This is a genomic window from Aureimonas pseudogalii, from assembly GCF_014196835.1.
Lineage (GTDB): Bacteria > Pseudomonadota > Alphaproteobacteria > Rhizobiales > Rhizobiaceae > Aureimonas > Aureimonas pseudogalii.
Window position 1 is genome coordinate 21,118 of record NZ_JACIEK010000010.1, and the last position, 20,514, is coordinate 41,631.

Here is a 20,514-nt window from a genome sequence, read left to right on the forward strand (position 1 = left end):
GGAGACGAAGCAGACCGCAGCGATCACAGGCAATTGACGCCGTTCCCGCTTGCAAGCCAGTCGTTACCTTCGACGAAGCCGGTCGAAGCGCAGGTCGGACGTGCCCTACCAGACCTTCCGTCCGTCGTCGCCGAAAAGGTGGGTCTGGGCGGGATCGAAGCCGAGGGGGATGGTCTCGCCGCTGCGGATCGGGCGTTGACCATCGAGAAGGACGGTCGAGCCCTGGCCGTCGGCGGTGTTCGTATAGACCACGGTCGAGCCGCCGAGATGCTCGACGAGCTGGATCGAGGCGTCGCCGAGGCTCGCCTTGCCGCCGCCGACGACGAGATGCTCGGGGCGCACGCCGAACGTGAGGGCCTCGTCGGTGCGTGCCTCGACCGGGCGCTCCAGGGTCAACCGGCGGCCGGCGATGTCGATCGTCCGGCGCGAGCCATCGTCGGGCGACAGGCGCGCGGCGAGGAAGTTCATCTTGGGCGAGCCGAGGAAGCCGGCGACGAAGCGGTTGGCGGGATGGTTGTAGAGATCGAGAGGGCGGCCGACCTGCATGATGCGGCCTTCCTTCAGAACCACGATCTTGTCGGCCATGGTCATCGCCTCGACCTGGTCGTGGGTGACGTAGATCATCGTGTTGCCGAGCTGCTGGTGAAGGCGCGCGATCTCGACGCGCATCTGCACGCGCAGTTCGGCGTCGAGATTGGACAGGGGCTCGTCGAACAGGAAGATCTTGGGCTCGCGCACGATGGCGCGGCCGATCGCGACGCGCTGGCGCTGCCCGCCCGACAGCGCCTTCGGCTTCCTCTGCAGCAACGGTCCGATCTGCAGGATGTCGGCGGCGGCGTCGACGCGTCGGCGGATCTCGTCCTTGCGCGTGCCGGCGGTCTCCAGCCCGAAGGCGAGGTTCTTGTAGACGCTCATGTGCGGGTAGAGCGCATAGGACTGGAACACCATGGCGATGCCGCGCTTGGAGGCCGGCACCTCGTTCATGCGCTGGCCGTCGATCCGCAGCTCGCCGCCGGAGATCTCCTCCAGTCCGGCGATCATGCGTAGCAGCGTGGACTTGCCGCAGCCCGAGGGGCCGACGAAGACGGTGAACTCGCCGGGATCGATCTGGAGGTCGATCCCGTGGATGACGGGAAGCTGGCCATAGGTCTTGGTGATCTTGTCGAGATGGATGCTGGTCGCCATGGATCTCTCCTGCGGCAGTAGGGGGAGGGCGTCAGGCGTCGGGCAGCCAGCTGGCGTATTTCTCGTGACCCGCGCCGATCGGCAGCAGTACGTCGGCCTTCGTGTCGGCCGAGTGGTAGACGGCAGTCACGAGTTCGAGCGAGCGGCGGGCGTCGGCGGTGGTGACGGGGGGCGGAGCGCCGGCGACGAGCGCCGCGTGGAAGGCGGCCATCTGTCCCTCGAAGCGGCGCCCGACCGGCGTCCAGTCGGCAAGGCAGGCGGCGATCTCGGCGGCCACCGCCTCGTTGGCGGGGAGGATCGTCCAGGGGCCGTCGCCGGGCGAATAGGCCTCGTGCGCGCTTTCGAAGGTCACGTTCTCGAAGGCGAGGCGCAGGCGGCTGATCTCGTCCTGGCTGCCGAGCGTCGCGGTGGCGGAGACGAAGGCGCCGCTCGCCATGGCGAGCGACAGGGAGACGCAGTCCTCGACCTCGATCGCGTTGACGCGCGTCGCCGTGCGCGCGAACACCCGGTCCACGGGGCCGAGGAGAAAGGTGACGAGGTCGTGCATGTGGATGGCGTGGGTCATCAGGACGCCGCCCAGCTCGCTCTTCCAGCGGCCGCGCCAGGGGTTGTCATAATAGTCCGCGGTGCGCTTCCACAAGGTTTCCGCGGTGCCGACATAGGCCTTTCCGGCGATGCCGGCCGCGATGATCCGCTTGGCCTGCATGGCGCCGTCGCCGTAGCGATACTGGAAGATCGGCATCAGCCGGCCGCGGGCGCGGGTCTCGGCGTCGATGATCTCGTCGATCTCCTTCAGCGAGCCGACGAGCGGCTTCTCGCAGATCACGTGCCTGCCGCTCGCCAGGGCGTCGAGGATCATGCCCTTGTGGGTCGCCGGCGGCGTGCAGATGTCGACGATGTCGACGTCGTCCATCGCCAGCACCTCGGTGAACGAGGCGGTGCGGCGCTTGATGCCGAATTCGTCGGCCACGGCGGCGAGACGCGCGGGATCGAGATCGCACAGGGCACGAACCTCGAACAGGTCGGGATGGGTCCGGTAGCCCTCCTTGATATGCGAGCGGCCGATGCCGCAGCCGATCACGGCAACGTTGAAGCGCTTCGTCATGTGCGCGCTCCTTCGGCCATCGCCTGCGCCCGCAGCGCGATCTCCATCGCCGCGAAGCAGCGGGCCTGCGGCATCGCCGTCTCGGTGCGCTCGCTGATGTCGGCGCAGAGCTGCCGCCCGTAGGGAAGGTCGACGTTCGAGCAGTCGATATGGGTGACGCCGCTCGCATCCGTCAGGAACAGGTGGTCACCGCCCGGCCGCCCCGCCAGGTCGACATACTTGCGCAGTTCGATCATGCCCTCGGTGCCGGTGATGAACAGGCGCCCGTCCCCCCAGACCGGCAGGCCCGCCGGGGTGAACCAGTCGACGCGAACGAAGCCGGTGGCCTCGCGCGTGGCGAGATGCAGCTCGCCCGTGTCCTGAAGCCCCGGCCGGTCGGGGTTCGCCCGGTTGGCGACGCGCGCCGAGAGAACCTCGGCCTCGCTCGCTCCGGTGAAGAACAGGAACTGCTCGCACTGGTGCGAGCCGATGTCGACGAGGATGCCACCATAGCGCTCCCGCTCGAAGAACCAGGCGGGGCGCTCGGCCTTGCGGATCCGGTGCGGCCCGAAGCCGGCGGTGGAGACGACCTTGCCGATGGCGCCCGCAGTGACGAGTTCGCCCGCCTTCACGGTGGCCCGGTTCTCGAAATGCTCGGAATAGAGGATCGACAGGATGCGGCCGGTCTCGGCCTGCACGGCGCGAAGCTCGGCCAGCTGCGCCATCGTCGTCATGCCCGGCTTGTCGGTCATCACGTCCTTGCCGTGGCGCATGGCGGCGAGCGCGATCGCGGCCCGGTCGGCCGGAACCGCGGCGGTGACGACGAGGTCGACGGTCTCGTCCTCGAGGGCCCGCCGCGCATCGTCGAGGCGCGGAACGCCCGGATGGCGCTCGGCGAAGTCGGCCGAGAGATCCTCGCCCGTTCCATGGTAGCCGACGCATTCGGCGCCCGCCTCCAGAAGGCAGTTCACCTGCCCGAAGACGTGGTCGTGGTTCAGGCCGAGAACGGCGAAGCGGATCGGTTTCATAGGGCTCATACTTGGCTTCAGCGCTTCATGCCGGTGGTGGCGATGCCTTCGATGAGGAGGCGCTGGAAGAAGAGGAAGAACAGGAAGACGGGAACGAGCGAGAGGTTCGACATGGCGAACAGCGCGCTCCAGTCCGAGGCGCCGGTGGAGTCCACGAAGGAGCGCAGGCCGAGCTGCACCGTGTAGGTGTCGATGTCGTTGAGGTAGATCAGCGGCCCGAAGAAGTCGTCCCAGGTCCAGATGAACGAGAAGATCGCCGCGGTCGCCAGCACCGGCATCGAGAGCGGCAGCATGACCCGCCAGTAGATCCGCCAGGGCGAGCAGCCGTCCATGATCGCGGCTTCGTCGAGTTCGCGCGGGATGCCCCGGAAGAACTGCACCATGAGGAAGATGAAGAACGCGTCGGTGGCGAGGTATTTCGGCACGATCAGCGGCAGCGGCGTGTTCACCCAGCCGAGTTCGAGGAACATGATGTACTGCGGGATCAGCACGACGTGGTAGGGCAGCATCAGGGTGCCCAGCATCAGGGCGAACCAGAAGTTGCGCCCGCCGAAGCGCAGCCGCGCGAATGCGAAGGCGGCGAGCGAGCAGCCGACGACGTTGCCGATCGTCGCCAGCACGGAGATCGTCAGCGAGTTCCAGAAGAACTGGCCGAAGCTCACCTGCAGCCCGTTCCAGCCGCGCCAGTAGGAGGCGAAGCTGACGGAGGAGGGGATCAGCGACGACGTGCCGAAGATCTCGTCGTCGGGCCGTACCGATCCCGACAGCATCCAGAGGATGGGGTAGAGCATCAGGATCGACGCGGCCGTCAGCACGAGATGGATGACGATCGATCGCCGACGCGAGCGCTTGGCGCGCGCATCGGGATGCGCGGCGGGCGCCGCGAGAAGGGCGGCCGCGTCAGTCATCGTAGTGCACCCAGTAGCGCGCCGAGAGGAACGAGAAGGCGGTGAAGGCGGCGATGATGACCACCAGGATCCAGGCGAGCGCCGAGGCGTAGCCCATGCGCAGGAACCCGAACGCTTCCTGGTAGAGGTAGAGCGTATAGAACAGCGTCGAGTTGATCGGGCCGCCGGTGCCCTCCGAGATGACGAAGGCCGGCGTGAACGCCTTGAAGGCGTCGATCGTCTGGATCACCGCGTTGAAGAAGATCACGGGGGTGAGCAACGGCAGGGTGATCTTGAAGAACTGCCGCATCTTCGAGGCGCCGTCGATCTCGGCGGCCTCGTACATGTCGGCCGGCACTTGGCGCAGGCCGGCGAGGAAGATGATCATCGGCGAGCCGAACTGCCAGATCGACAGGATCACCAGCGTGTAGAGCGAATAGTCGGGGTTGGAGATCCAGCTCGGCCCCTCGATGCCGAAGAGTTGCCAGAGCGCCATGTTCACCAGACCGTCCGAGGCGAAGAGCTGGCGCCAGAGAACGGCGATGGCCACGGACGAGCCGAGCAGCGAGGGCAGGTAGAAGATGGCACGGTAGACCGGCAGCCCCTTGAGGCCGCGGTTGAAGGCGAGCGCCACGAGCAGCGCGAAGATCAGCTTCAACGGCACCGACAGCAGCACGTAGAGGAACGTCACCTGCATCGCCGCGCCGAATTTCGGATCGGCGGTGGCGATGCGCACGTAGTTGGCCGCGCCCACCCAGTTGGGAGAGCGGATCAGGTCGTAGTCGGTGAAGGACAGATAGAGCGAGGCGAGCGCCGGCCCGAGCGTCAGCCCGAAGAAGCCGACGAGCCAGGGCAACAGGAAGAGATAGGCCGCGCCGTTGCGGTTGAACGAGAGGCGAGCGGCCGAGGACGCCGCCGGCGGGCGCGCCGTCGCCAGCTCCACCGGGGAAGAGCGGACCGACATCGCGCTCAGCCTCGCTTGAGGATGGCGTTCGCCTCGCGCACGAGGGCCTCGCCGGCATCGGCCGGGCTGGTGCGCTCGAAGCCGATCTCCTCGTTCAGGCGCTTGAGCACGAAGGCGAGCTCACCGGCGCCGGGCGGCGGGGAGGGCGGCAGAAGGCCGACGTCCGGCGTGATGAGAGCGATGTAGTCCACCATGATGCGGTCGACCTCGTTGAGGTCGGGCGTCAGCAGATCGCGCATCGCGGCCGAGGCGGGAACGCCGCGCTCGGTGCCGAGCGCCTTCACGCCGGCCGGATCGGCCACCAGGAAGTTGGCGAAGGCGACGGCGGCCTCGCGCGAGGCGGTCGTCGCCGAGAGGCTGACGAGCTGCGAGGGCTTAAGATAGTGGCCCGAGGGCGCGCCGGGCTTGAGGATGGGATAGGGCGCCAGCGCCAGCTTGGCCTTGTTGAGCTTCTGGTAGCCCACGAACTGGTTGGAATGCATGAAGGCGGTGGCGGCCTTGCCGGTGGTGATGGCGTTCGACTCGATGTTCTGCTGGTCGAGCGCCTGCACGTCGGCGGGCACGCAGGCCCTGGCCTCGCGCATGTCCTTCCACAGCGTGAACCAGGCCGCCGCATCGCTCGGCTCGTAGCCGAGGCCCCCGTCGGGGGCGTAGAGCGACTTGCCGTTCTGGCGCAGCCATAGTTCGAACGAGGGCTCGACGCCGCCGGCATCGGCGAGCGCGAAGATGCCGGGCTTGGGTTTGTTCTTGGCGAAGGCGGCGCCGGCCGCGGCGAGCTCTTCCCAGGTCTGGCCCGCCTTCGGCGGCGCGACGCCGGTCTTTTCCCAGGTCGCCGCGTCGTAGACGATCGACGAGGCGTTGACGCCGAGATTGATCCCGTAGAGCTTGCCGTCGACCCGCCCGGAATCGATGTTGGCTGCGCCGAAATCGGCGATCTGCAGCGCCTTGCCGATCTCGTCGTCGAGCGGCATCAAGGCGCCGCGCCGCGCGTATTCGAAGATGTAGCGGTAATCCATCTGGATGAGGTCGGGCGCGTTGCGGCCGGCGACCTGTGTGGCGAGACGCGGCCAATAGTCCGACCAGCCGGCGAACTCTCCGACGATGCTGGTGCCGGGCCGGGCCGACTGGAAGGCCTGGATCGCCGCGTTCGTGCGGTCGGCCCGCTCCTGCGAGCCCCACCAGAGGAAGCGCAGTCGCGCATCCTCTGCAAAGGCCACGCGGCCCCCGAGGCTGGCCAGTGCGAAGGCGGCGACGCCACCCTGCAATACGCTACGCCGCGTCAACGACATCGTTCGTCCTCCCGAGATCCGTCGCCTGTTTGTCAGGCATACTTGGCATCCGGCTTGTTGCCGACTTATAACCATTTGGTTACAAGCGTGTCCTTCGATGAGGGCCTTGTCAAGCCGGAGTGCCTGAAATGGACGACACGAAATCGCCAGCGGCCGTTGCCGGGGTGGCAACGAGCGACGTGGCGGTCGGCGTCGAGGGCGTTCGCGGCGACGCTCCTTCTGCGAGCGTCCCGGCCGGCACGGCGGCCGCGCCGCGGCCGACGCGCAATCCCGAGCGCACGAAGGCCGCGATCTTCGAGGCGGCCCGCCGGGAGTTCGCGGACAAGGGTCTGGCCGGTGCCCGCATCGACGTCGTCGCCCGGCGCGCGGGAACCAACAAGCGGATGATCTACCACTATTTCGGCGACAAGGACGCGCTCTACCTGGCGGTGATCGAGGAGAACTATCGCCATATCCGCTTCGCCGAGCGCCGATTGGATCTGACCCGCCGCGAGCCCGTGGAGGGCCTGCGCGAACTCGCTCTCTTCACCTGGCACTACTATCTGGATCACCCGGAATTCCTCAGTCTCGTGACGACGGAGAACCTCAATCGCGCCCGCTACCTGAAGCGGGCGAACGGCATCCTCGAGATCCATTCCAAATTCCGCAGCGAGCTGGAGGACGTCCTGAGGCGAGGCGCGGAGGCCGGGATCTTCCGCCGGGATCTCGATCCCGTCTCGGTCTACATGACCATCGCCTCGCTCGGGTTTTTCTACCTCGCCAACCGCTACACGAACTCGACGATCTTCCAGCGCGATCTCCTCGATCCCGCGGCGCTCGAACGTTGGGGCGACCATATCGCCGCGACCGTGGTCGCGTCCGTTCGGGTCTAGGAACGCCAAATTGCGGTTGACAGAAATGGCATCGCATCGTCACAAATAACCAGATGGTTACAAGATCGGGCGCTGCGGGCGAGGCCCATCGCAGAGGGCGACCTTTCGGTCGGCGCAGCGGGAACACGCGACGATCCAATTCGCGAACGAGGGCCACCGAAGGCCCCATGGGAGACGGACTCAACATGGCACAGGAACTGAAGCGGGTGCGCTACGCGCTCGTCGGCACCGGCAATCGCGGCACCACGATGTGGGGCCGCGAACTCCTGGCCGGGTGGAGCGAGTTCGTCGAACTCGTGGGCATCTGCGACCTCAACCTCATGCGGGCCGAACGCGCCCGGTCGATGATCGGCTCGTCCGCGCCGCTCTACGAGGATTTCGCGCTGATGCTGGAGGAGTTGAAGCCGGCGCTGGTGATCGTCTGCACGCCCGACGACACGCATGACGACATCATCATCCGCGCATTGGAATCAGGCGCCGACGTCATCTCGGAGAAGCCGATGACGACGACGCCCGGCAAGATCGAGCGCATCCGCGAGGCCGAGGCGCGCACCGGGCGGCGTGTCGACGTGTCCTTCAACTACCGGTTCTCGCCGACCGCCGCACGCATCAAGGAACTGATCGAGGAGGGCGCGATCGGCGACGTCACGTCCGTCGACTTCCACTGGTATCTCGACAACCGGCATGGCGCCGACTACTTCCGGCGCTGGCACGCCTACGGCGCGCATTCCGGCTCGCTCTTCGTCCACAAGGCGACCCATCACTTCGACCTTCTGAACTGGTATCTCGATTCCGATCCGGTGGAGGTGAAGGGCTTCGGCCAACTCGTCCACTACGGCCGAAACGGGCCGTTCCGCGGCGTGCGCTGCAAGACGTGCCCGCACAAGGGCGAGTGCGACTACTACCTGGATCTGGCCGCGGACCCGTTTCTCGACGCGCTCTACGAGGATCCGTCCGCCCTCGACGGCTACCACCGCGATGCCTGCGTCTACCGCGAGGACATCGACATTCCCGACACGATGACGGCGGCGATCCGCTACCGCAGCGGCGTGCAAGTTTCCTACTCGCTGAACACCTACATGCCGATCGAGGGGCACCACATCGCCTTCAACGGCCATCGCGGGCGCATCGAGCTTCGCCAGTACGAGAAGCAACCCTGGACCGAGCCGCCGGCCGACGAGATCGTCCTGATGAAGAGCTTCGGCGGCGGCGTCGAGCGGATCTGGGTGCCGCACGAGGCGGGAGGGCACTATGGCGGCGACAACCGCATGCGCGACATGATCTTCAAGCCCGGCTCGAACGACCGGTTGCGTCAGCGTGCGGGCTCGCGCGCCGGCGCCATGTCGGTCCTCTGCGGACTGGCAGCGCTGGAAAGCTCGCGCACCGGGGGCTCAGCCACGCTGCCGACGCTGCTCTGAAGTCCGCTTGATCCGGGGGGGGGGAGCCGTCGGATCGAGCGCGTGCTTCCAAGCGAGAAAGGGCCAACCGTTCATTCGCAGTTTGCTTGCCTTCCCGGTCGGCGTTCGGTTGCTCACTCAAGTGATCTGACTGAAATGCCTCATTGGGGTGAGGCAAGACGCAATCCAGTCGGCTCCGTTCTCGTCATGCAACGAAGGGCGCGGCTTCGCGTAACCCGGCGTCCTCGCAGTCTTCGTTCCCAATCCACGAAAACTGACAGACCGGATGCCCACGCCCTTCCGCCGGACGAGGCGCTGCGGCGGCTTCGCGATCACCACCTCTTCGCTCGCCGGGGCCGCCTCGATGCGTTTGGAAGGTTTGGGTCTTGGCGGCGTGAACGCTCATCTGCAGGCCGAACTCCCGTGAGCGAATTTGGCTACGCGTGCCGAAATCTTCCCGATCTGACCATCGCCCGATCGGTCGCGACAGCCCACGGCGACATGCGACGTGGCATCACGGCGGTGGACACCCCGGCCGTCCTTTGATCTGAACGACAGGGAGACTGATCGATCGACCGGAGAGAGATGCCATGATCGCCAAGCGGCTCGCCCCCATCGGCGCCCTGAGCGCCATCGTCCTGGCAATTGGGCTGGCCTCCAGCGCGGCGGCGTTCGACCCGGCGGATGCCGGGCGGATCCAGACGCTGGTCGACACCGGCATGCGCTACTACTGGACCGGCGGCGACGTGAAGAAGGCCGAGGCCGAGATCTTCAAGGGCATCACGCTTCATGGCCGCTACGACGTCGTCGAGCAGTCCTTCGCCGAGGCGGCTAGGCTGGCGCCCGAGCGGCTGGATTTCCTGTTCGCCGTCGCCTCCTCGCAGATCCTGCAGAAGAAGACCGCCGAGGCCGCCGCCACCTATCGCGCGATCCTCGCCAAGGATCCCAACTCCTTCGAAGCCCAGGCCTGGCTCGAGGCCTTGGCGCGGATCGGGAACGACGGGGCGCTCGCCTCCCTGTCGCACCAGTCCCTCGCCGGGATGGACGGGGAACGAGCGGAGACCTATCGCCGCCTGTTCGCGCGCGTCGAGCAGATCATCGCCGACAAGCCGAACGCGGAGGTCACCGAGGTCGCCGGCAAGACCTCGATCGTCGTGCTCGGCTATGCGCTGGCCAAGGACGGCACCGCCGAGAAGCCGCTTCTCGATCGGCTGGATGTGGCGCTGGAAGCGGCCCGGGCCAACCCGGCGGCGCGCGTGATGGTGACCGGCGGGCAACCCCAGGCGGGCGTGACCGAGGGCGACGTCATGATGAAGTGGCTCGTCGATCGCGGGATCGATCGCGACCGCATCCTGATCGAGGACAAGTCCAAGGACACGGTCGGCAACATGCTGAACGTCGCCAACCTCCTGCGACGCCACACGGCCGACACCGTGATCCTCGTCACCAGTTCGAGCCACATGCGCCGGGCGCGGGCGGTGCTGGAAGAGGCGCTCTCTCAGACGGGGATCTCCGCCGCCGTCCTGCCGGTCGTCGCCCTCGACGCGCCCAGCATGGAGGAGGCTGCGAAGGCCTCGACGGACGAGCGCCTGGTGGTCTACCGCGACCTCATGCGCGTCTCGGGTCTCTGGGCCTATCCGGGCCTTCAGCAGTAGCCGAGGGAACCGCGCCTCCAATCTCGGAAGACGGCCGGCAACGCCATTCGGGGCTTCCAGACGATATCGAGGTTCCAGAAGGGTTCGTTCCGCTCCGAGGTGAATGGTCCGGCAGGTTCGATCGGGGGGCGCTTCATCGGCCGTCCGTCCGGGCGTTTGTCGCCTTTGAAGGGAAGGGAAGAGCGCGTCGATGTCCGTCGCAGGCGCGTCGAAGAACTTCGTTCCGACACCCGCCTGGTTGCACCATCACGCGGATGCGTTCCCTGCCATCCCGCGCACCCTTGCAGTTTCGACATCGACTGGTGACCGTTCGACCTTCTGCGTGTCTTCGACGGCTGTCATGTCCGGCGTCGGCATCGGCACCCAGCCGCGCGTGAGACGTTCGCATAACGCGTCGACGTCGAGGGGCAGCTGCGTGTCGATCGCGACCGGCGTGCAAAGCCCGACGGGTTCCGCTCGTTCGGCGAGCGCGACGAGTTCGGGCACGTAGTCCGCTCCGGGGTGGCCGGGGGCGCGCGTGCCGACCCGCCGCAGGTAGCGCTCGCCGATCGTCGCGGACGGCGCCGTGCACCAGACCTCCGCGACCTCGGCAGCGCCGGACGCCGCCAGAAGCGCCAGGACGAGCGGGCGGGGCTGGAACCCGAACCAGGCGTCCAGCACGAAGGTCGTTCCAGCGGGCGCCTCGGCGACGACCGCGAACATCGCCTTGAGGCTGGCGCGGCCGAGCACGCGGTTGAACGGGCGGTCGACGCCTTCGATCTCTTCGAGGAACGGCGTCTTCACGGTGTCGAGGGCAATGCGCGGCCAGCCGGTGGCTTCGCTGAGACCTGCCGCGACCGTGCTCTTGCCGCTGGCGGGAACGCCGTTGACGAGGACGACGCGCTTGGGTCCGCGCGCAGCCGGCGGGGTCGCGAGCGCGGCCCCGATCACGCCGGCATCGTCGCCGAGACGAGCCGGCACCACCGGGCTCGCATACCACGAGGCCGGCGCTTCGATCCCCGCCAGCGCGGCAGAGGCCGCTTCGCCGAGCCCCCCGCCCAGAACCACCAACTCGGGATCGTGGACGGCGACGAGGCTGTCGATCGCGAGCCGCAGGGGCGCTGCCCAGGCCTCCAGCACGCGCCGTGCCGCGTCATCGCCTTCGGCGCGCCGCGTCAGAAGCTCGTTCGCGGTGACCGTCGCCGGGAGGCCGGCCTCGCGGATGTGAACGCCGAGCGCGGTACCCGAACTCACCGTCTCGATGCAGCCGTGCCGCCCGCAGAGACACGCCCGACCCGCCGGATCGACGATGACGTGCCCGAGCTGCCCTGCCGCGCCGCGTCCGCGCGCAATTCGGCCCGAATCGAGGATGGCGCCGCCGATGCCGGTGCCGATGGTCAGCATCACGACGTGACGCGCGCCGCGCGCCGCGCCCACCGCCGCCTCGGCCACGAGCGCCATGCTGCAGTCGTTGTCGATCACCACCGGGCGGCCGAACCGGCCTGTCAGTCGATCGGCGAGGTCGATCCCGGAGAGATCCACGTAGCCACCGGACAGAACCCGGCCGGCCTCGAAATCCACCCGTCCGGGCACGCCGATGCCGATGCGGACCACCGAGGCGTCGTCGATCTCGGCGATCAGCTCCTCGATCCGGCGAAGCACGAGCTGCGGGTCGCGCCCGCTCGGCGCCCGAGCCCGCGCCTCGATGACGCCGTCCAGAGTGACGCGGGCGGCCCTCATATGGGTGCCGCCGATGTCGATGCCGATCGCGCTCGCCGGCATGGGGCCTCAGGCGACCTTGGCCGCGGGTGCCCGGTAGCGGGCGATCACCGCCTGGATCTCGCGCAGGCGCGGCACCGCCACGCTCGTCAGCCGGCTGCGCGTCGTCGCGCGGTCGAGCGAGATGCAGTCCTTCCAGAGCGAACGCCCCGCGATGACGCCGGACGCGCCGTTGCGCATCGCGCTTTCGACCTGCCCGAGGAAGGTCGCATGGTCGACACCCGCCGACAGCACCGCCCAGGGCACGTCGCCCGAAAGACGCGTGACCTCGGCGCAGGACGCATCCGAACCCGGATAGGGGATCTTCAGGACCTTGGATCCGAGTTCCAGGCAGAGGCGAGACCCGCCCTGGATGAGTTCGGGGATCTTCGCCTTGTAGGCCTCGGCATCCTCGCCCTCCAGCGCGTAGGTCAAGAACTCGACCACGAGCAGGAGATCCTCGCGGGCGAAATCCGCGATGGCGTCGCGTAGGATCGCGAGATTTTGGGTGTTGGCCTCGGGCGTGTCGGAGCGCAGATACACCATGATCTTGCCGCCGGTGCCACCGAGCTCGCGCACGCGCCGGGCGTCGATGCCCTCCACCATCTTGGACAGGCGATAGCCCTCGGGCGAGGTGTCCCAGCCCGAGGCGTCGAGCCCGATGAGCAGCGCGGTGTCGCGCGCCAGAACCCCCTGATCGACGAGATGGGGAACGGCGCAGATCGGATCCACCAGCACGCATCCGGCCTCGCTCGCCAGATAGCGCGTGATGTCGGCTTTGGTGTCGCCGAGAACCTCGTTGCCGATCGCCGCCTGCTCGGCGGGATCGCTCGCCAGAAGCGTCCGCATGCCGCCGCGCTGGTCGCAGGCGATCACCATCATCGCGCCGTCGCGCCCGCAGATCTGATGATATCCTCGCCGTTCCGCCGTGGTCATCTGCGCCATAGTATGCTCCTCCTCGCTTGGGTCGACCCGTCTCCCTGCCGGTGTCATAGCCCGGAACGGAATGGCCCTGCGCCAACTTGTAACATCTCTCTGCAAGGAATTGCAACCTGGCTATCGGTCCCACCCCGCCCCGTACGCTGCTGCACACCGTCGCCAAGCTTCACTACGAGGCCGACATGAGCCAGGTGGACATCGCCCGGCGGCTCTCGCTCTCGACGGCGACGATCTCGCGCCTTCTGCAACGGGCGCGTGCGGAAGGGATCGTGCGCATCGAGGTTCGGGATCTCCTGACCTCCGACGAACTCGTGCAGGCGCTCTGCGAGAGGCTCGGCCTCAAGGCCGCCGCCGTGGTGGAGACGCCCTCGGCCGGTGCGCCCGAGTCGCTGGCGGCGCCGGTGGGAGATCTCCTGCGGGGAGCCGGGCTCAAGCCCGGCGGCGTCCTGGCGATTGGCTGGGGGCGGGCCATCCGGGCCGTGGTCGAGGCCGGGCTTCCCGAACTCGCCGGCATTCTCGCGGTGCCGGCGACCGGCGGCATGCAGCAGCACGCCCCGCATTTCCAGGTCAACGAGTTCGTGCGGGCGGCGGCCGCGAGCACCGCCGGCGTTCCGCATTTCGTGCACGCGCCCTACCTGCCCTCCGCCGCGTCGCGCGAGGCCTTCCTCGCCGATCCCGCCATCCGGGACGGGGTCGCCCTATGGGAGAGGGTAGACGTCGCGCTGGTCGGCATCGGGCTGCCCCGCCTGCCGAACTCGCCCTATGCCGGCGCCTCGACGCCGGACGAGCGTGCGCTCGGCGAGGCGGCCGGCGACGTCATCCGCCACTATTTCGACGGCGAGGGACAGCCCGTCGAATGGGAGGGCGAGCGTCGCATGATCGCGATGTCGCGCGACCAGCTTCGGCGCGCGCCGCTCGTGATCGGCGTGGCGACGGGCGAGGCCAAGGCCGGCGCGATTCGCGGGGCCGCACGAGCCGGCCTCATCTCGGCGTTGGCAACGGACACGCGCACCGCCAACGCCGTCCTCGACATGGCTTGAGGCGCCGTACAGCCCTCCATGGAAGCAATTCAGCAGCAACGGCGCCTGTTGCAATAAATTTCAGAGATATTTCTCTTGACGAAGAGAGGGATGCCGGACGAGCATGATCGCCGTTGGGCCAGGAGATCCCGCGGGGATCTCACGATCGGTGGAAAACGTGTGGGAGCGCGCACCGAAACCGGCTCGTCTCGGGAGGAGATCGACATGCAGCGCCGCAGCATCTTGAAGACCGTGGCCGCCTTGGCTCTCGGCGGGGCCATCGGCCTGTCCGCCGTACCCGGCCACGCGCAGGACAAGAAGACCTATACGGTCGCCCTGATTCCGGGCCTGACCACCGACGCCTTCTACATCACCATGCGCAAGGGCGCCCAGGCCGCGGCCGACGCGCTCGGCGTGACGCTCGTCTTCCAAGGCGCGCCGGAGTTCAATCCGGTCCTGCAGGTTCCCGTTCTCGACGCCACCATCGCCCGCAAGCCGGATGCGATCCTGATCGCCCCCACCGACACGACCCAGCTCGTCGAGCCCCTGCGCCGGGCGTCGGAGGCAGGCATCGCCGTCATTACCGTCGATACGTTCATCGGCGAAGGCAAGTACCAGACGGGTGCGGGCAACGCCGACTTCCCCGTCAGCTACATCGCCTCCGACAACGTTCTGGGTGGGCGCATGGCGGCCCGCGCGCTGGCGACGGCCATCGGCGAGGGCGGCGGTAAGGTCTACGTCTCCAACGTCAAGCCGGGCATCTCCACCACCGACCAGCGCGAGGCCGGCTTCAAGGCGGAACTCGCGGAGAACTTCCCCGCCATCACCGTGCTCGAGACGCAGTACAACGAGAACGACGCGAACCGGGCCGCGAGCCAGCTGCAGGCGGTCTATGCCCGCAATTCCGACCTGAAGGGCGTGTTCGGGGCCAATCTCTTCTCGGCACTGGGTGCCGGCAACGGCGTCAGCCAGGCCGGACAGTCCGGCAACGTCAAGGTCGTCGCCTTCGACGCGCCGGGCTCCATCGTCGACAACATCAAGTCCGGCCTCGTCGATGCCGCGATCGCCCAGCATCCCGCCGAGATCGGCTATTACGGCGTCATGTCCGCCTATGCCCACCTGACCGGCCAGTCCGTCCCGGTCTCGATCGGCACCGGCTTCACGGTGATCGACAAGACCAACATCACCGATCCGAACGTCGTGAAGTACGTCTACTCGGAATAGGCCCTCTCCGGCTTTCGGCAGGCGCCGGAAGCCGCCCTCGTTCGTTTCTTCGGTTCCATCGGTGCGAGACCGGGCGAGGCCCCGGCTCGGCCATGCGGGTGACCCCATGACAAGCAGCGCGACCCCAACCGCGGCCGGAGGGCCGCCGGGAGAGACCTCCCATGTCAGGCCGCAGGCCGACCATGCCGACCGCAGCAAGACGATCCTTCACCGGATCGCGGATCTCAGGGCCTGGCTCTTCCTCGCCGCGCTGATCCTCGGCTTCGAGATCTGGGCCCGTTCCGAGTTCGGCGGCACCTTCATCCTCAACCCGTTCAACATCCAGTCGATCGCGATCTTCGCGGTGGCGCCGCTGCTGCTGGCCACCGGCCAGACCTTCGTCATCATCTCCGGCGGCATCGACCTGTCGATGGGCTTCATCATGGGCCTCGCCGCCGTGGTGGCGGCGCATGCGATCAACTGGGCGACGCCGGGCATGGGCCTTCCGCTCGCGGTGCTTTTCGGGGCGCTGGTCGCGGTGCTGGTGGCCGCGATCCCCGGTCTGATCAACGGCCTCCTGGTGTCGCGCCTGCGTGTGCCGCCCTTCATCGGTACGCTCGGCATGTTCGGCGTGGCGCGCGGCGTCGCCTTCCTCTTGGCGGGCGGCACCACCGTTCCCGTCGCCAACGGCTTCTTCGCCACGATCGGCAACGGGCGTATCCTCGGTGTTCCCCTCATCGTCGTGATCACCGCGGTCTTCGTGCTGGCGATGCACTACCTCCTCAGCCAGACGCGCTTCGGCCAGCACAATTACGCGATCGGCGCCAACGTTCAGGCCGCCCGACGTTCGGGCATCGACATCAAGTGGCACCTCCTGCGCCTCTACGTGTTGACGGCCTGCTGCGCGGGCCTCGCGGGCGTCCTCTACTCGGCGCGCTTCAACGCCGGCGCGGCGCAAGCCGGCGAGCCGCTGCTCCTCGACAGCGTCGCGGCCGTGGTCATCGGCGGGGCGAGCCTGTTCGGCGGCTCCGGCACGATCCTCGGAACCGTCGCGGGCGCCTTCGTCATCGCGGTGATCCAGTACGGCCTCGTCTTCGTGAACGTCGAGCCCTTCTGGCAGTTCATCAGCGTCGGCGTCGTCATCATCATCTCGGTCCTGATCGACCAGGCCCAACGCCGCTTCACCGGAGGACGCGTCGATGAGTGAGACCGCCACCCCGATCCTCGAAGTCTCCAACCTCTCCAAGCATTTCGGCGCCATTCGCGCGCTCAACGACTTCTCGCTGAGCATCCGACCGGGCGAGGTCGTGGCGCTCGCCGGCGACAACGGCGCCGGTAAGACGACCTTCATCAAGTCGATCTCCGGCGTCTTCCGCCCGACCGCCGGCGAGATCCGCCTGGAGGGACGACCGGTGAGCTTCGCCACGCCCCAGGAGGCACGCGCCAGCGGCATCGAGACGATCTATCAGGACCTCGCGCTCGCCGACAATCTGACGATCGGCGCCAACATCTTCCTCGGGCGCGAGCCGATGCGGCGCAAGTTCGGCTTCCTGCCGGTGCTCGACCGGCGCAAGATGGCCGAGGCGGCGCGAGACACGATGGCGCTTCTCGACTTCCACGTCTCGCGCATGGACGCCCCCGTCTCGAACTTCTCGGGCGGGCAGCGGCAGGCGGTGGCGATCGGCCGCGCGGTCTACTGGAACGCCCGGCTCCTCATCATGGACGAGCCCACCGCCGCGCTCGGCGTGCCCGAGCAGCGCAAGGTGATCTCGCTGATCCACCAGTTGAAGGCGCAGGGACGCGGCATCATCTTCATCTCCCACAACCTGCAGGACATTTTCGCCGTGTCCGATCGCATCGTGGTGATGCGCCGCGGCGTTATGGCGGGCGAGCGCCGCATCGCCGAGACGACGCATGACGAGGTGGTGAAGCTGATGGTCAGCGGCTGACGACCGGCCGGCGGCCCGGGCACTCTTGGAAAGGATGTCGGGCTCGCCGGCGCGTTTCGGCGCGTCGGACGGACGCGGCCGGCTGCCCTGAGCTTGCCAGCCGGAGCTTGCCCGCCTCTGAGCCTGCCGGCCGAGCTTCAGGCCGGCTCGGCCGCGCCGATGCGACGGTGGCGGACGTCGTCGATGTCGCCGGCCGCCTCCTCCTGCGCGAGGGCGAGGATGCGGCCGTGAAGCGGCGAGAGCGAGCAGGCGGGATCGGTCGCCGCGGCGTCGCCGGCCAGCGCCATCGCCTGACAGCGACAGCCGCCGAAGTCGATCTCGCGCCGCTCGCAGCTTCGGCAGGGATCCTTCATCCAGTCGGTTCCGCGATAGGCCTCGAAGGCGGGCGAGCGGGTCCAGATCGCGGCGAGCGGCACCTTCGCGGCGTTCTCGAAGGCGAGATGGGGGATCGCCGCGGCGCCGTGGCAGGGCATTGCGGTGCCGTCGGGCGTGATCATGAAGGCGTCCCGCGCCCAGCCGCCCATGCAGGCCTTGGGGTAGAGCGCGTAATAGTCGGGCGCCACGAAATCGATCGCCAGCACGCCGCGAAGCGCGGTGCGCGCCGCTTCCACCACCGCGATCTGCCGTTCCATCGCTTCGCGCGGCGGCATCAGCGCGGCGCGGTTGAGGAGCGCCCAGCCGTAGTACTGGACGTTGGCGATCTCGAGCCGTTCGGCGCCGAGGTCCAGCGCCAGTTCGATGAAGAGTTCGACCTCGTCGATGTTGCGCCGGTGGATCGGCGCGTTGACGGTGAGCGGCAGGTCGGCTTCGCGCACGGCGCGGGCGGCCGCGAGCTTCTTCTCGTGCGCGCCGCGCAGCCGCCCGATCCGCTCCGTCGTCTCCGGCCTCGCGCCCTGGAACGAGATCTGGACGTGATCGAGACCGGCCCGCGCCAGGCGCTCGACCATCCGCGCGTCGACGCCGACGCCGGCCGTGATGAGGTTGCTGTAGACGCCGCGCCGGGCGAGCGTTTCCACGAGTTCGGGAAGGTCGCGCCGCAGGGTCGGCTCGCCGCCGGAGATGTGCACCTGCAGGATGCCGAGATCGGCGGCCTGCTCGAAGATCGACACCCAGGCGTCGGTGCCGAGCTCCCGATCCGCCTTCAGAAGCTCGAGCGGGTTGGAGCAGTAGGCGCATTGCAGCGTGCAGCGATGCGTCAGCTCGGCCAGGATGCCGATCGGCAGCCCGGGATCGCTCGCGCTCATAGGCGCACCACCATGCGGTCGCTCCAGTCCTGAAGGAAGGCGAGGACGTCGGTCTGCACCTCCTGCAGGTCGGCCCCGTATTCCAGCGCCAGCGCGCCCGCGATCTCTCCCGCCTCGGTGCGACCGTCGCAGCGGCGCAGGATCGCCAGGCTGATCTCGTCGGGCCACAGGACCTTCTCGGGCGACAGGATGGCGAAGGCCTCGCGGCGCGCGTCGAAATGCAGGCGGACATGGCGCGGCAGCCGGGGACGCGAGCTCACCTGCGCCAAGGGCCGAGTCCGCACCGCGCTCACGCGTCCGCTCCCGGGGCGAAGGCGCCCGGCGGCGCGAGCGCCGGCTCGACATAGCTGAAATGCAGCGCGTCGAGCATGGTCCAGAGGATTTCGCACTTGGTGATCAGCGCATCCACCACGAGCTGCTGCGCTTCGAGCGTGCGGGCGTGCTCGCGCACATAGGCGAGCGCCACGTCGACGTCGCGCGGCGCCTGCGTCAGGCGCGGCGTGAAGTAGCCGAGCGTGTCCTCGTTCACGTAGGGGTAGCGCTGGAGGATCGCCGACACGCGCTCGCCGATCACCTCGGGCGAGAACATCTCGGTCAGCGAGGAGGCGATGGCTTCGAGAAGCGTGCGCTTCTCCACCAGCGTCAGATAGGCGTTGACGCTGAAGCGCGTCGCGGGGAGCGCGAGGCGCTGCGAGGCGACGGCCTCGGCGTCGAGCCCGAGGCCGGTCGCGAGCCGCATCCAGCGCTCGATGCCGCCCGGCGACGTGCCGTCGCCGTCATGGTCGAGAATCCGCTCCCGCCAGGCGATGCGCAGGGTCCGGTCCTCGATGCGCGACAGGATGATCGCGTCCTTGCGCGGGATCACCGCCTGGTAGCAGTAGCGGTTGAGCGCCCAGGCCTGCATCTGCCCGCGCGTCAGCGCGCCCTCCACCATCAGGCGGTGGAAGGGGTGGCGAATGTGGTAGCGCTCCGTGCCGACCTGCCGAAGCACCGCTTCGAGATCGTCGGGGACGAGCACCCGCTTTAGGCGAAAATCGGGGCCGGCAAGGTCGGAGTTCACAGGACCATCTCCATGCCGTCGAACGCGACGTCCCAACCGGCGGCTTCCACGATGCGGCGCTCGGGCGAGGTCTCGTCGAGGATCGGGTTGGTGTTGTTGATGTGGACGAAGACGCGCCGCGCGACGCGGGCGCTCGCCAGCGCCTGCAAAGAGCTGCCCTCGCCCTCGATCGGCATGTGCCCCATGCGCCGGCCCGACTTGGTGCCGACGCCCGCCCGCTCCATCTCGTCGTCGGTGAAGACCGTTCCGTCGAAGAGAAGGGCGTCGGCACCCCCGATCCGGTCGAGGAAGGCGGGATCGACGCGCGCGCAGCCGGGTGCATAGATGGCCGACCGGCCGGCGGCGTCCGTGATGCGCACGCCCACGGTGTCTTCGGGATCGGCCTCGAAGTCGCGATCGGCCTCGCCCGTCTCTAGGAACAGCGCGACCTTGCCGGGCACGGGGAAGAGCTCGGCGGTGAGCCCCGTCGCCCCGTCCAGCCCCTCGATCGCGAAGGGCTGGCCGAGGGCGACGGGCAGGCGGCGCACATGGGCGGCGTCGAGCACGCGGAAGATCGGGTTGGCCTCCAGCACGGCGAGCACGCGGGCCGTGGCATAGAGATGGAACGCTTGGCGCTCGCGCAGCGACAGGAGGCCCGCCAGATGATCCACGTCGGCATTCGTCAGCACGACGGCGCGGATCGGCGTCGAGCGCAAAGGCGCGTCGGGCGCGGGCCGAAGCTCCGGCGTCTCGTTGATCTGCTGACGGATGTCGGGGGAGGCGTTGAAGAGAACCCAGCCCCCGCCCTCGCCGGAGGTGGCCGCGAGGCTCGACTGCAGGCGGGGCCGCAGCCCCGCCGCGCCGGCGCGCACCGCGCGGCTCAGACGATAGTTGCAGTTCCACTGCGGGAAGCCGCCACCGGCGGCCGATCCCAGAACCTTCAAGCGCATGCCGAACTCACCCTGCATCAAACGAAACGGCCCGCCGCGCGGGCGGCGAGCCGTCGTGAGGATCTTCAAGAGA

18 protein-coding genes and 1 pseudogene are annotated in these 20,514 nt (G+C 68.3%); 7 read left to right on the forward strand and 12 right to left on the reverse strand.

Annotated features, from left to right (window positions below; translation table 11 throughout):
* Nucleotides 1-105: 105 nt before the first annotated feature.
* The 6 genes and pseudogenes from GGR04_RS16255 to GGR04_RS16280 all read right to left on the reverse strand — a co-directional run bounded on the left by GGR04_RS16255 (nt 106) and on the right by GGR04_RS16280 (nt 6,437).
* A complete protein-coding gene (locus GGR04_RS16255; protein WP_183200984.1) occupies nt 106-1,185 on the reverse strand; it encodes an ABC transporter ATP-binding protein in 1,080 nt (359 codons plus the stop codon).
* A 31-nt stretch (nt 1,186-1,216) separates the two neighbouring features.
* Nucleotides 1,217-2,290: a Gfo/Idh/MocA family protein gene (locus GGR04_RS16260; RefSeq protein WP_183200985.1), complete on the reverse strand. Its 1,074-nt coding sequence runs from the start codon at nt 2,288-2,290 to the stop codon at nt 1,217-1,219.
* On the reverse strand, nt 2,287-3,297 hold the full coding sequence (locus tag GGR04_RS16265) for a Gfo/Idh/MocA family protein (RefSeq protein ID WP_183201119.1): 1,011 nt from the start codon (nt 3,295-3,297) through the stop codon (nt 2,287-2,289). Before GGR04_RS16265 ends, GGR04_RS16260 begins: the two co-directional genes overlap by 4 nt.
* Before the next feature lie 17 nt (nt 3,298-3,314).
* Nucleotides 3,315-4,205 (reverse strand): carbohydrate ABC transporter permease, encoded by an 891-nt coding sequence (locus GGR04_RS16270; protein WP_183200986.1) that lies wholly within the window; start codon nt 4,203-4,205, stop codon nt 3,315-3,317.
* Nucleotides 4,198-5,064 (reverse strand): annotated as a pseudogene (locus tag GGR04_RS16275) (carbohydrate ABC transporter permease); the annotation flags it as partial. The gene GGR04_RS16270 and the pseudogene GGR04_RS16275, both read right to left, overlap by 8 nt.
* Before the next feature lie 89 nt (nt 5,065-5,153).
* Entirely contained in the window at nt 5,154-6,437 is a 1,284-nt protein-coding gene (locus GGR04_RS16280) for an ABC transporter substrate-binding protein (protein WP_183200988.1), read from the reverse strand.
* A gap of 128 nt (nt 6,438-6,565) precedes the next feature.
* On the opposite strand from GGR04_RS16280, the gene GGR04_RS16285 reads away from it, so the two are divergent.
* The 3 genes from GGR04_RS16285 to GGR04_RS16295 all read left to right on the forward strand — a co-directional run bounded on the left by GGR04_RS16285 (nt 6,566) and on the right by GGR04_RS16295 (nt 10,361).
* Nucleotides 6,566-7,309, forward strand: a complete 744-nt coding sequence (locus tag GGR04_RS16285; protein WP_183200989.1) for a TetR/AcrR family transcriptional regulator — start codon at nt 6,566-6,568, stop codon at nt 7,307-7,309.
* Between the two features lie 185 nt (nt 7,310-7,494).
* A complete protein-coding gene (locus tag GGR04_RS16290) occupies nt 7,495-8,727 on the forward strand; it encodes a Gfo/Idh/MocA family protein (protein WP_183200990.1) in 1,233 nt (410 codons plus the stop codon).
* Between the two features lie 569 nt (nt 8,728-9,296).
* The gene (locus GGR04_RS16295; RefSeq protein ID WP_183200991.1) at nt 9,297-10,361 is read left to right on the forward strand and encodes a YdcF family protein; all 1,065 of its coding nucleotides are present in this window, start codon (nt 9,297-9,299) and stop codon (nt 10,359-10,361) included.
* Nucleotides 10,362-10,607: 246 nt separating this feature from the next.
* Here the strand turns inward: GGR04_RS16295 and GGR04_RS16300 are convergent, their stop codons facing one another.
* Nucleotides 10,608-12,122 (reverse strand): ROK family protein, encoded by a 1,515-nt coding sequence (locus GGR04_RS16300; RefSeq protein WP_183200992.1) that lies wholly within the window; start codon nt 12,120-12,122, stop codon nt 10,608-10,610.
* A 6-nt stretch (nt 12,123-12,128) separates the two neighbouring features.
* The gene (locus tag GGR04_RS16305; protein WP_183200993.1) at nt 12,129-13,043 is read right to left on the reverse strand and encodes a tagatose-bisphosphate aldolase; all 915 of its coding nucleotides are present in this window, start codon (nt 13,041-13,043) and stop codon (nt 12,129-12,131) included.
* A 137-nt stretch (nt 13,044-13,180) separates the two neighbouring features.
* On the opposite strand from GGR04_RS16305, the gene GGR04_RS16310 reads away from it, so the two are divergent.
* The 4 genes from GGR04_RS16310 (at nt 13,181) to GGR04_RS16325 (ending at nt 17,208) form a co-directional block, all read left to right on the forward strand.
* Nucleotides 13,181-14,077, forward strand: coding sequence for a sugar-binding transcriptional regulator (locus GGR04_RS16310; protein WP_183201120.1), 897 nt, complete (start codon nt 13,181-13,183; stop codon nt 14,075-14,077).
* A gap of 204 nt (nt 14,078-14,281) precedes the next feature.
* Nucleotides 14,282-15,280, forward strand: a complete 999-nt coding sequence (locus GGR04_RS16315; RefSeq protein WP_183200994.1) for an ABC transporter substrate-binding protein — start codon at nt 14,282-14,284, stop codon at nt 15,278-15,280.
* 106 nt (nt 15,281-15,386) lie between these two features.
* On the forward strand, nt 15,387-16,466 hold the full coding sequence (locus GGR04_RS16320) for an ABC transporter permease subunit (protein ID WP_183200995.1): 1,080 nt from the start codon (nt 15,387-15,389) through the stop codon (nt 16,464-16,466).
* Complete coding sequence (locus GGR04_RS16325; RefSeq protein ID WP_183200996.1) at nt 16,459-17,208, forward strand: ATP-binding cassette domain-containing protein; 750 nt, start codon at nt 16,459-16,461, stop codon at nt 17,206-17,208. The genes GGR04_RS16320 and GGR04_RS16325 overlap by 8 nt, the downstream gene beginning before the upstream one ends.
* A gap of 137 nt (nt 17,209-17,345) precedes the next feature.
* Here the strand turns inward: GGR04_RS16325 and pqqE are convergent, their stop codons facing one another.
* From pqqE to pqqB, 4 genes are read right to left on the reverse strand one after another with little or no spacing between them, the layout of a single operon-like run.
* Entirely contained in the window at nt 17,346-18,452 is a 1,107-nt protein-coding gene (pqqE, locus tag GGR04_RS16330; RefSeq protein WP_183200997.1) for a pyrroloquinoline quinone biosynthesis protein PqqE, read from the reverse strand.
* Nucleotides 18,449-18,712 (reverse strand): pyrroloquinoline quinone biosynthesis peptide chaperone PqqD, encoded by a 264-nt coding sequence (gene pqqD, locus GGR04_RS16335; RefSeq protein WP_312857477.1) that lies wholly within the window; start codon nt 18,710-18,712, stop codon nt 18,449-18,451. Before pqqD ends, pqqE begins: the two co-directional genes overlap by 4 nt.
* 29 nt (nt 18,713-18,741) lie before the next feature.
* Nucleotides 18,742-19,512, reverse strand: a complete 771-nt coding sequence (gene pqqC, locus GGR04_RS16340) for a pyrroloquinoline-quinone synthase PqqC (protein WP_183200999.1) — start codon at nt 19,510-19,512, stop codon at nt 18,742-18,744.
* On the reverse strand, nt 19,509-20,510 hold the full coding sequence (pqqB, locus tag GGR04_RS16345) for a pyrroloquinoline quinone biosynthesis protein PqqB (RefSeq protein WP_312857474.1): 1,002 nt from the start codon (nt 20,508-20,510) through the stop codon (nt 19,509-19,511). Before pqqB ends, pqqC begins: the two co-directional genes overlap by 4 nt.
* Nucleotides 20,511-20,514 lie beyond the last annotated feature (4 nt).